Genomic DNA, 10,582 nt, shown 5'->3' with positions numbered 1-10,582 from the left:
GCGCCTCGCGCCTCCCGCGCCTCGCGCCTCCCGCGCCTCGCGCCTCCCGCGCCTCGCGCCTCCCGCGCCTCGCGCCTCCCGCGCCTCGCGCCTCCCGCGCCTCGCGCCTCCCGTCTCCGCCTTCCGAGCGCGGATGATCCCGCCGACCAGACCCACCCGACGACCAGACCAGACCAGACCAGGCCCACCCGACCCGCCCGACCCACCCGACCCGCGACGAACGCCAGCGCGCTGCCGCGCAAGGAGGACTCGGAGCGGGCCGCCGACATGCCGGTACGCCCGGTCACCAGGGACAACGCGGACATGGCCCCGCTCTGCTGCTGCCCGCCGGGCGCCTACCGAGCGGCGCCCCGGCCCTGCCGTAGGACAGCCCCCACACCCCGGGCGGCTACCGCACCCGCCCGCCCCGCCGACGTAGGCCCCCTACGGCCTGACCGGCAGTCCCGCTGCCTTCCACGCCTGGAAGCCGCCGACCAGGTCGGTGGCCCGGTGCAGCCCCAGTTGGTGCAGGGAGGCGGCGGCCAGGCTGGAGGCGTAGCCCTCGTTGCAGATCACGACCACGCGCAGGTCGTGGCTGGTCGCCTCGGGGGCGCGGTGGCTGCCCCGCGGGTCCAGGCGCCACTCCAGCTCGTTGCGCTCGACGACGAGAGCGCCGGGGACGAGGCCGTCGCGCTCGCGCAGGGCCGCGTAACGGATGTCGACCAGGAGTGCGTCGCCGCGCTCCGCGGCCGCGTACGCCTCGCGCGGTTCGATCCGTTCGTAGCCGGCGCGCACCCGGTCCAACAAGTCGTCGATGCCCTGCGGGGGTCCGGCCGCGCCGTCGGTCGCCACGGGCGCGCTCACCCGCTGCTCGTCCCCCGCGTCAGCCGAGGCCACCCTCCAGTCCTCCGCGTCACTCCCCTCCGCGCCGCTCACTGCCAGTCCTCCGGGCGTTCGACCTGTTCGAGGCGCAGGATCTGGCCGCTGCGGCTGTAGCGGCGGATCTGCGGCAGGGGAGGGTAGTAGGCGTGGACGGAGACGGCGTGCCGGTCGGGGGACTCGTTCAGTACCTCGTGCACATGGTGACGGCCGAAGCCGCGTCCCTGGCCGGACGGCAGCCGGCGTTCCCGGTCGACGTCGTCACTGAGCTCCAGGGTCTTCCAGCCGTCGGCGGGCAGCCGGGCGGCGAGCGAGTTCTCCTTGAGCTCGCCGGTCGCGGTGATGAAGGCGCCGACCGACTCGGCGTGGTCGTGCCAGCCGGTCCCCGTGCCCGGGGGCCAGCCGATCAGCCACGCCTCGCTGCCGCCGGGCCCCTCCAGCCGCACCCAGGTGCGGCCCTCGGGGTCGAGCGGGAGGGAGGCGATGAGTTCGTGGTCGGCGGCCGTACGCCGGACGAAGTCGAGGAGGTCGGCCTGGGTCGGCGCGGAGACCGCGACGGACACAGCGGGGGATGAAGACACGGGCACCGTCCTGAGGAGCGTTCGCGGGCGCGCGCGACAGCGGGAGGCGGCGCGCGGCCAAGAAAGAAGGGGGGACGCGAATTCAGCAGGACGGGCGACACACGCAGCCCGCATAGCGGACGAGGTCCATATGGACCCTCCGCCACAGGCGTACACAGGTGTCGGTCACGTTCCGGAGTACACCATGATGGTGGATACCGGTCAACTCACCGTCACTATGTGGACCATGCGGCGGTGACGGTGAGCTGAAGGACGTCAGTGCGAGCCCGCCGTCGCCTCCGCCCCGGCCTTGGCCGGGCCGCCGAGGGTGGCCTCGGCCGCCGCGTACAGGTCGGCCGGGCGTACGCCGGCCAGCGCGGTGACGAGGTGGCCGTCGGGACGGATCAGCAGGACGGTGTGCGGGGCGGCGCCGGGGTAGGTCTCGGCGACGAGCAGTTCGGCGGGGTGCGGCAGGGCGGTGACCGCCGCCGCCAGCCGGGGCATGATGCCGGCGGTCACCCAGTGCTTGCGTTCCCACACGCCCGTGCCCGGCGCGATCAGCAGCACCAGCAGCGCGCCGCGGCCGAGCCGGTCGCGCAGCGGTACGAACGAGCCGTCCTCCGCCGTGACCCGCACGTCCGTGACCGGGGCGCCGGGCAGGGTGGCCACGGGGGCCTCGCCCTCCAGGGGCGGGGGCGCGAGCGGCGAGTCGGTGTACGCCCCCGGCGTGCCCAGCACCCCGCGCCCCAGGTGACCGTCCGTGAACAGCGCGTCGTTGCCCTTGGCGGAGCCGCGGACGTACGACAGCGGGCCTCCGCTGCCGCGCAGCAGGGGCAGGGCCTGGTCGGCGGCGCGCAGCCGGGCGGCGACGACCGCGCGGCGCTCCGCCTGGTAGCTGTCGAGGAGTGCCTCGTGCGGCCCGTGGTGCCAGGCCAGGGCCAGTTTCCAGGCGAGGTTGTCGGCGTCCCGCAGCCCCTCGTCGAGCCCCTGGGTGCCGAGCGCGCCGAGCAGGTGGGCCGCGTCCCCGGCGAGGAAGACCCGGCCCACGCGCCAGCGCCGGGCAAGCCGGTGGTGCACGGTGTGGACGCCGGTGTCGAGGAGTTCGTACGGCGGTGTGGTCCCCCCGCTCCAGCCCGCCAGCGTCTCCCTGATGCGGGAGACGAGCAGCTCGGGTGTGACCAGGTCCTTGCCGGGCGGCAGCAGCCAGTCCAGGCGCCAGACCCCGTCGGGCAGGGGGCGCGCGGTGACCTCCCCGGCCGAGGGGCCGACGGTCCGCCACGGCGGCATGCGGTGCAGCAACGCCTGGTCGGGGCGGGGGAGTTGGGTGCGCAGGGCGGCGACGGCGTGCCGTTCCACAGCCGTACGTCCCGGGAAGCGGATGTCCTGGAGTTTGCGGACGGTGGAGCGCGGGCCGTCGCAGCCGACCAGGTAACCGCCGCGCCACCAGGTGCCGTTGGGCCCGCGGGTGTGGGCGGTGACGCCCGAGGGCTCCTGTTCGACGGCGTCGAGCCGGCTGTTCACGGCGATCTTGACGAGCCGCTCGGCGGCCAGGGCCTCGCGCAGTACGCCGGTCAGCATGTGCTGGGCGATGTGCAGGGGCGCGGGGTCGGCGGGCGGGGAGGCGAGGGGGTCGGTGTGCGGTGCGCCGGGTTCCGTGACGTCGAACGTGACCTCGCGCGTCACCTGTTTGCGACGCATCGACCGCCATCCGGCCCAGCGGGAGCCGGCCTCAGCGAGGGGGGCGCCGGTGAGCCGTTCGACGAGGGCGGCGGTGTCCTCGCGCAGTACGACGGTCCGGGCCGGGCGGGGTTCGTCCTTGCCGGGGCCCTCGTCGAGGACGACGCACGGTACCTCCTGGCGTGCCAGTGCGAGGGCGAGGGTGAGCCCGACGGGCCCCGCGCCGACGATGATCACCGGGTCCACGGCGCGGTGCCCCCCGCTCGCGGTGACGTCCTGGGGGACGTGGGTGAACAGGACGTCGGAGCAGGGTGCGCGATCACAGAACGTATGCAACCCATTGCCGGTGCTTGCGTCAAGTGACGGAGGCAGTGGCGATCATGCCACTGCCTCCGTGTCGGTCACCTCGGGTGGCTGACCGTCAGAGGGCGTCGCCGGCACCGGTCCCGAAGGCGCCGCCGACCGCCGCGGGGTTGACTTCCACCATGTCCTCGCCGAGCACCGTGCCCGTGCCCTTCTTGCTGCGTCGCAGTCGGGCCTCCAGCCAGGCCGCGAAACTGGTGAGGGCGAAGTTCACGATGATGAAGATGATCCCCACCACGATGAAGCTGGGCACGACGTTGGCGTAGTTGGCGGCCAGCGTGCTGCGGGCGTTGAGCAGCTCGGTGTAGCCGAGCATCACGCCGCCCAGCGCGGTGTCCTTCACGATGACGACGAGCTGGCTCACGATGGCCGGCAGCATGGCCGTGACGGCCTGCGGCAGCAGGATGCTGCTCATCGTCTGGCCCTTGCGCAGCCCGACCGCCATCGCGGCCTCCGACTGTCCCTTGGGCAGGGAGAGGATGCCGGCGCGCACGATCTCGGCCAGGACCGAGGCGTTGTAGAGGACCAGGCCGGTGACGACCGCGTAGAGCGGCCGGTCCTCGCTGCCGACGTTGGTGGAGCGGACGTAGAACTCGTTGGCGAACAGCATCAGCAGCAGTACCGGGATCGAGCGGAAGAACTCGACGACGGTGCCGGCGACCCCCCGGACCCAGCGGTGGTCGGAGAGCCGGGCGATGCCGAAGACCGCGCCCAGAGGCAGGGCGATGACCATGGAGATCGCCGCGGCCTTGAGCGTGTCGCCGAGGCCCGGCAGCAGGTAGGTCGTCCAGGCCTGCGAGGTGGTGAAGGGCTCCCACAGGTTCCACTTCAGTTGGCCCTTGTCGTCCATGGTCTGCCAGATCCACCACAGCAGCAGGGCGAACAGGACGGCGAAGACCACCGAGAAGAGCACGTAGCGCCGCTTGGCGCGGGGCCCGGGAGTGTCGTAGAGGACCGAGCTCATCGCTTCACCGCCAGTCGCTTGCCCAGCCAGCCGAGGAGCAGCCCGGTCGGGAGGGTCAGTACCACGAACCCGAGGGCGAAGACCGCGCCGATGGCGACCGTCTGGGCCTCGTTCTCGATCATCGTCTTCATCAGGGTGGCGGCCTCGGCGACACCGATCGCGGCCGCCACCGTGGTGTTCTTGGTCAGTGCGATCAGGACGTTCGCCAGCGGGCCGATGACGGCCCGGAAGGCCTGCGGGAGGATGACCAGCCGCAGCACCTGACCGAAGCTCAGCCCGATGGCGCGGGCCGCCTCGGCCTGGCCTACGGGCACGGTGTTGATGCCGGAGCGCACCGCCTCGCACACGAAGGCAGCGGTGTAGCCGACGAATCCGAGCACCGCCAGTCGGAAGCCCTGCGCCTTGAAGTCGTCGGCCGCGCCCATCGTCACGCCGAAGATGTCGGCCAGACCGAGCGAGGAGAAGACGATGATGACGGTCAGGGGGATGTTCCGGACGATGTTCACATAGGCGGTGCCGAACCCGCGCAGCAGCGGGACCGGACTGACCCGCATCGCGGCCAGCAGGGTGCCCCAGACCAGGGAGCCCACGGCGGAGAGGGCGGTGAGCTTCACCGTCATCCAGAACGCCCCGAGGACGTCGTAACCATCAAGAAAGTCGAACACGATCTCCCGCGCTTCCGGGTGTGAGGCGTACGTGGAGGGCATGGGGCGCCGCCGCCCCGGGTCACGGCGGGCGGCGGCGCCCCATGGAATCCTGCGCTTGCTTGGCCGGAGCCCCGCGTTACTTGACGATGTTGCCGATCTTCGGCGCGGGCTCGTTCTTGTAGTTCGCGGGGCCGAAGTTGGCGTCGACCGCCTTCTGCCACGAGCCGTCGCTGACCATCTTCTCCAGCGCGGAGTTGATCTTGTTGACGGTCGCGGTGTCGCCCTTCTTCACGCCGACGCCGTAGTTCTCGTTGCTCAGCTTGAGGCCGGCGAGCTTGAACTGACCCTTGTACTTGTCCTGTGCGGCGAAGCCCGCGAGGATCGAGTCGTCCGTGGTCACCGCGTCGACGGCGCCGCTCTGCAGACCGGCGATGCACTCCGAGTAGCCGCTGTACTCGCGCAGCTGGGCCTTCGGGGCGATCTTGTCGTGGATGTTCTGCGCCGAGGTGGAGCCGGTCACGGAACACAGCTTCTTGCCGTTGAGGTCCGTGGCCTTGGTGATGTCCGAGTCCTTCTTCACCAGCAGGTCCTGGTGGGCCAGCAGGTACGGGCCGGCGAAGTCGACCTTCTGCTTGCGCTCGTCGTTGATCGAGTAGGTGGCCGCGATGAACTTCACGTCGCCGCGGGCGAGCGCGTTCTCACGGTCGGCGCTCTTGGTCTCGACCCACTCGATCTGGTCGGGCTTGTAGCCGAGCTGCTTGGCCACGTAGGTCGCCACGTCCACGTCGAAGCCGGCGAACGAGCCGTCCGGCTGCTTCAGGCCGAGGCCGGGCTGGTCGAACTTGATGCCGACCTTGATCTTGCCGCCACCGCTGGAGCCCGAGCCGGAATCCTTGTTGTCGTCGCCACCGCACGCGGTCGCGGACAGGGCGAGGGCGAGCACGGCGGCGGAGACGGCGGTGACCTTGCGGAGCTTCATGTTGGACATCCTTTGGGTGATGAAGGGATGCGGGCCCTCAAAGACGGAAGGGTGGGGCGGGCGGTCAGTGGTGCAGGATCTTCGAGAGGAAGTCCTTCGCACGGTCACTGCGCGGATTGCTGAAGAACTGGTCCGGCACAGCCTCTTCGACGATGCGGCCGTCGGCCATGAAGACCACCCGGTTGGCAGCCGAACGGGCGAACCCCATCTCGTGGGTGACGACGATCATCGTCATGCCGTCGCGGGCGAGCTGCTGCATGACCTCCAGCACCTCGTTGATCATCTCCGGGTCGAGGGCCGAGGTCGGCTCGTCGAAGAGCATGACCTTCGGGTCCATGGCCAGCGCCCGGGCGATGGCGACGCGCTGCTGCTGGCCGCCGGAGAGCTGCGCGGGGTACTTGTCGGCCTGTGAGCCCACCCCGACCCGGTCGAGCAGGGCGCGGGCCTTCTCCTCGGCCTTCTTCTTGTCGGTCCTGCGGACCTTGACCTGGCCCAGCGTCACGTTCTCGAGCACGGTCTTGTGCGCGAAGAGGTTGAAGGACTGGAAGACCATCCCGACGTCGGCACGCAGCCTGGCCAGCGCCTTGCCCTCCTGGGGCAGCGGCTTGCCGTCGATCGTGATCGTCCCCGAGTCGGTCGTCTCGAGGCGGTTGATGGTGCGGCACAGGGTGGACTTGCCGGACCCGGAGGGCCCGATGACCACGACGACCTCGCCGCGGGAGATCGTCAGATCGATGTCCTGGAGTACGTGCAACGCGCCGAAGTGCTTGTTGACGCTCTTCAGGACGACCAGATCGCCGGTCGCGGCCATGTCTTCCTTGGCCACCGATACTTCGGTCATCGCTCTGGGGCTCCGTCCTCCTCGGTTGCGGAGGACACTAGTGAGCCCGTCGGACCAGGTCATTACATCTGAGGGAGATCTGAGCATCACGATCCGATAGCAATCGGACACGTGTGGTAGCACTCCCCGCCGGGGCGCGTATCGGCCGGGTAACGGTAGTCCGGCGCGACCGGAACCCACTTGACTCGTCGGCGTCCATCCGCGTGACTGCCTTGGTGCACGCGCGCGTGCACCCGAGGTATACCCATGACCAGCGTACGACCCATGAACCGAAGGGGGCCGGGATGAGACTCCTCCTCGTCGAGGACGACAACCACGTCGCCGCCGCGCTGTCCGCTGTCCTGGCGCGACACGGGTTCGACGTCACGCACGCCCGCAGCGGCGAGGAAGCGCTCCAGGCGCTGGTCCCCGAGGGCGCCGGGTTCAGTGTCGTCCTCCTCGACCTCGGCCTGCCCGACCAGGACGGATACGAGGTCTGCGGCAAGATCCGCAAGCGCACCGGCACCCCGGTGATCATGGTCACCGCGCGCTCCGACGTCCGCTCCCGCATCCACGGCCTCAACCTCGGCGCCGACGACTACGTCGTGAAGCCGTACGACACCGGGGAGCTGCTCGCCCGGATCCACGCCGTCAGCCGGCGCACGGTCCACGAGGAGGCCGGAGCGGGCACGGACACGGCGCTGCGCCTGGGTCCCGTCACCATCGAGCTGCCCACCCGCCAGGTCAGCGTGGACGGGGCGGTGGTCCAGCTCACCCGCAAGGAGTTCGACCTGCTCGCCCTCCTGGCCCAGCGCCCCGGCGTGGTCTTCCGCCGGGAGCAGATCATCAGCGAGGTGTGGCGCACCAGTTGGGAGGGGACCGGACGCACCCTCGAGGTGCACGTCGCGTCGCTGCGCGCGAAGCTGCGGATGCCGGCCCTGATCGAGACCGTGCGCGGCGTCGGCTACCGGCTCGTCGCCCCGGCGGCGTAGCGGGCACAGGTGCGTACACGTCTTCTCCCCCTGCTCATCGTGCTGATGGCGGCCATGCTGCTCGCTCTCGGGGTCCCGCTCGCGGTGAGCGTGGCCGCGGCCCAGCAGCAGAAGGTGGTCGTCGACCGGATCGACGACACGGCGTTCTTCGCGGCGCTCGCCCAGTTCGTCGACGACACACCGAGCGGCACCGAGCGCCTCAAGACGCTCACCAACGAACTGTCCAGCTACCACAAGGTCTACGGCATCCGCGCCGGTGTCTTCTACACCGGCGACACCCCCATGGCCAACGCGCCGGCCACCTGGTTCCTCCCCCGGACGGGCGAGGTCCGCGACGCCTTCGAGGAGGCGCTGCTCAGCCGTCGCAGCCAGGACCCGAAGCAGGTCTGGCCCTGGCAGCGCCGCCGCCTGGTGGTCGCCTCCCCGGTCATCCGGGACGGTGACGTCGTCGCGGTCGTGGTGACCGACTCGCCCACCGGGCCGATGCGTTCACGGACCCTGCACGGCTGGCTGGTCGTGGGGGCCGGCGAGATCGCCGCGATGCTGCTGGCCGTCGGCGCCGCCCTGCGGCTGACCGGCTGGGTGCTCAGGCCCGTGCGCGTCCTGGACGCCACCACCCACGACATCGCCACCGGACGGCTCAAGTCCCGGGTCGCCGCCGCCGGCGGGCCACCGGAACTGAGGCGCCTGGCCCGGTCGTTCAACGAGATGGCGGACAACGTGGAGGACGTCCTGGAGCAGCAGCGCGCCTTCGTCGCCGACGCCTCGCACCAACTGCGCAACCCGCTCTCGGCGCTCCTGCTGCGCATCGAGCTGCTCGCCCTCGAACTGCCCGAGGACAACGAGGAGATCGCGTCCGTCCGCACCGAGGGCAAGCGCCTGGCGGAGGTCCTCGACGACCTGCTCGACCTGGCCCTGGCCGAGCACACCGAGGCGCACCTCACGGTCACCGACATCGGCGCGCTGACCGCCGAGCGCGTCGCCGCGTGGGCGCCGACCGCCGCGGCCAAGGGGGTCCGGCTGGTGGGCACCTGCCCGCCCACCACCGCCTGGGCCGACCCGGTCACGCTGTCCAGCGCACTGGACGCGGTGATCGACAACGCGGTGAAGTTCACGCCGGACGGCGAGGAGGTCGCGGTCGTGGTCGCCTCGAACGGCACCACCTCGACCGTGGTGGTCACCGACCACGGCCCGGGCCTGACGGACGAGGAGCTCGCCCGCGTCGGCGACCGCTTCTGGCGCAGTGGGCGCCACCAGAACATCAAGGGCTCCGGGCTCGGCCTGGCCATCTCCCGCTCGCTGCTGGCGGCGGGCGGCGGCTCGATCGCCTACGGCCACCACGAGCCGCGCGGGCTGAAGGTGACGGTGTCGGTGCCCAGGTCGAGGCCGTGACGCCGCCGGCCGGTGGCCACGCTACGGCTTGACGGACCGGTAGTAGCGCCGGGCGCCCTCGTGGAGGGGGAGCGGGTCGGTGTAGATCGCCGTGCGGAGGTCGACCAGCTGCGCCGAGTGGACGTGGGCGCCGATGCCGTCGCGGCTCTTGATCACCGTCCGGGTGATCCACTCGGTGAGCCGGGGATCCATGTCCTTGCGGGTGACCAGCAGGTTCGACACGGCCATCGTCGGGACCGTCTCCCCGTTCTGTACGGTCGGGTACGCCGACTCCGGCATGTTCGTGGCGCGGTAGTAGTGGGTGGCGGCGCCCTCGGTGTGCACCTTGGCGACCAGGGCGGCGTCGATCGGGACGAACCGGAAGGCGGTGGTCTCGGCGAGCGACTTCAGGCCCTCCGTCGGCAGGCCGCCCGACCAGAAGAACGCGTCGAGCCCGTGCCCCACGCGCCGGGGACCGGTGTCGATGCCGTCCGACGAGGGCGTGATGTCCTTCGCCGGGTCGATGCCCGCCGCGCGCAGCACCCGCTCGGCGATCAGCCGGACCCCCGAGTCCGGCAGCCCGATCGCCACCCGCTTGCCCCGCAGGTCGGCGACGGAGTGGATGTCCGAGCCGGGTGGGATGACGAGCTGTACGTAGTCGTCGTACAGCCGGGCGACTCCGCGCAGCCGGTCGGCGGCCGCCGGGTGACTCAGTTCGTACGTCTCCACCGCGTCGGCCGCGGCGATGGTGAAGTCGGCCTCGCCGGTGGCCACCCGCCGCACGTTCGCCTGCGATCCGTTGCTGGTCGCCAGCTTCAGCGTCAGATCCGGCATGTCCTTGGCGAGTTCGGTCTTCAGCCGCTTGCCGTACTCCTGGTAGACCCCGGCCTCCGACCCGGTGCTGAACGTGATCGTCCCGCTCGGCGGGTCCTCGCCCAGGGGCAGCAGCCACCACAGCAGCAGGCCGAGGACGACGAAGCCGGCGGCCGCGCCCTGCAGGGCACGCCGCCTGCTGACACGGGGGAACAGCGGGGACATGCGGGCGATCCTGCCAGCCCCCGGGCCGTACTGGCCAGGCCGGGGCCCGGCGGATCGCGCCGGGCGGCCTGGACCCGACGGACGCGGGGTCCGCCGGGCCTGTTCCCCGCAGGTCGCAGGGCGCGATCACGGCCCGTTCCCGTTCCTGGTGCCGCGACAGGCGACGTTCGCCCCGTCGCGACGCCCGGCACGCTCCCCCACTGCCGTAAGGGCGTGGGAGGTGCCCCCACTCGCCGCACCAGCCGAAGACCCGAGTACGTCCAGTACGAGGGCCTCCGGCCGGCCCTCCCCCAGCCTCCGGCCGGGGGGACCC

The 10,582-nt window shown here is 71.5% G+C and carries 11 protein-coding genes; 2 read left to right on the top strand and 9 right to left on the bottom strand.

The annotated features are described in order from the left end of the window. Positions 1-423: 423 nt before the first annotated feature. The 8 genes from AC07AZ_RS03515 to AC07AZ_RS03480 all read right to left on the bottom strand — a co-directional run bounded on the left by AC07AZ_RS03515 (position 424) and on the right by AC07AZ_RS03480 (position 6,889). Positions 424-843 carry a rhodanese-like domain-containing protein gene (locus AC07AZ_RS03515; RefSeq protein WP_478843438.1) on the bottom strand — a complete coding sequence of 140 codons (420 nt, stop codon included), beginning with the start codon at positions 841-843 and terminating at the stop codon, positions 424-426. Between the two features lie 68 nt (positions 844-911). Further along, complete coding sequence (locus AC07AZ_RS03510; RefSeq protein WP_478843333.1) at positions 912-1,439, bottom strand: cupin domain-containing protein; 528 nt, start codon at positions 1,437-1,439, stop codon at positions 912-914. Between the two features lie 82 nt (positions 1,440-1,521). Continuing rightward, positions 1,522-1,608: a putative leader peptide gene (locus AC07AZ_RS03505; protein ID WP_313960178.1), complete on the bottom strand. Its 87-nt coding sequence runs from the start codon at positions 1,606-1,608 to the stop codon at positions 1,522-1,524. An 86-nt stretch (positions 1,609-1,694) separates the two neighbouring features. Further along, positions 1,695-3,341 (bottom strand): FAD-dependent monooxygenase, encoded by a 1,647-nt coding sequence (locus AC07AZ_RS03500; protein ID WP_478843435.1) that lies wholly within the window; start codon positions 3,339-3,341, stop codon positions 1,695-1,697. Positions 3,342-3,516: 175 nt separating this feature from the next. Beyond that, positions 3,517-4,422 carry an amino acid ABC transporter permease gene (locus AC07AZ_RS03495; RefSeq protein ID WP_478843331.1) on the bottom strand — a complete coding sequence of 302 codons (906 nt, stop codon included), beginning with the start codon at positions 4,420-4,422 and terminating at the stop codon, positions 3,517-3,519. Next, positions 4,419-5,087, bottom strand: coding sequence for an amino acid ABC transporter permease (locus AC07AZ_RS03490; RefSeq protein ID WP_478843433.1), 669 nt, complete (start codon positions 5,085-5,087; stop codon positions 4,419-4,421). The genes AC07AZ_RS03495 and AC07AZ_RS03490 overlap by 4 nt, the downstream gene beginning before the upstream one ends. A 118-nt stretch (positions 5,088-5,205) precedes the next feature. Further along, positions 5,206-6,048 (bottom strand): glutamate ABC transporter substrate-binding protein, encoded by an 843-nt coding sequence (locus AC07AZ_RS03485; protein WP_478843329.1) that lies wholly within the window; start codon positions 6,046-6,048, stop codon positions 5,206-5,208. Between the two features lie 64 nt (positions 6,049-6,112). Continuing rightward, positions 6,113-6,889 (bottom strand): amino acid ABC transporter ATP-binding protein, encoded by a 777-nt coding sequence (locus tag AC07AZ_RS03480; protein WP_478843327.1) that lies wholly within the window; start codon positions 6,887-6,889, stop codon positions 6,113-6,115. Between the two features lie 284 nt (positions 6,890-7,173). On the opposite strand from AC07AZ_RS03480, the gene AC07AZ_RS03475 reads away from it, so the two are divergent. Further along, positions 7,174-7,860, top strand: a complete 687-nt coding sequence (locus tag AC07AZ_RS03475; RefSeq protein ID WP_478843326.1) for a response regulator transcription factor — start codon at positions 7,174-7,176, stop codon at positions 7,858-7,860. A 9-nt stretch (positions 7,861-7,869) separates the two neighbouring features. Beyond that, positions 7,870-9,252 carry a sensor histidine kinase gene (locus AC07AZ_RS03470; protein ID WP_478843325.1) on the top strand — a complete coding sequence of 461 codons (1,383 nt, stop codon included), beginning with the start codon at positions 7,870-7,872 and terminating at the stop codon, positions 9,250-9,252. Positions 9,253-9,273: 21 nt separating this feature from the next. Here the strand turns inward: AC07AZ_RS03470 and AC07AZ_RS03465 are convergent, their stop codons facing one another. Next, positions 9,274-10,269 carry a TAXI family TRAP transporter solute-binding subunit gene (locus AC07AZ_RS03465; protein WP_478843323.1) on the bottom strand — a complete coding sequence of 332 codons (996 nt, stop codon included), beginning with the start codon at positions 10,267-10,269 and terminating at the stop codon, positions 9,274-9,276. Between the last annotated feature and the right edge of the window lie 313 nt (positions 10,270-10,582).

The organism is Streptomyces sp. NPDC043878 (assembly GCF_056435735.1).
Note: the sequence above shows the minus strand (reverse complement) of the source record. Positions and strands in the feature narration are given on the sequence as shown.

Coding starts and splice junctions, on each gene's coding strand:
- AC07AZ_RS03475 (WP_478843326.1), top strand. CDS start 7,174: ATGAGACTCCTCCTCGTCGAGGACGACAACCACGTCGCCGCCGCGCTG.
- AC07AZ_RS03485 (WP_478843329.1), bottom strand. CDS start 6,048: ATGAAGCTCCGCAAGGTCACCGCCGTCTCCGCCGCCGTGCTCGCCCTC.
- AC07AZ_RS03495 (WP_478843331.1), bottom strand. CDS start 4,422: ATGAGCTCGGTCCTCTACGACACTCCCGGGCCCCGCGCCAAGCGGCGC.
- AC07AZ_RS03465 (WP_478843323.1), bottom strand. CDS start 10,269: ATGTCCCCGCTGTTCCCCCGTGTCAGCAGGCGGCGTGCCCTGCAGGGC.
- AC07AZ_RS03480 (WP_478843327.1), bottom strand. CDS start 6,889: ATGACCGAAGTATCGGTGGCCAAGGAAGACATGGCCGCGACCGGCGAT.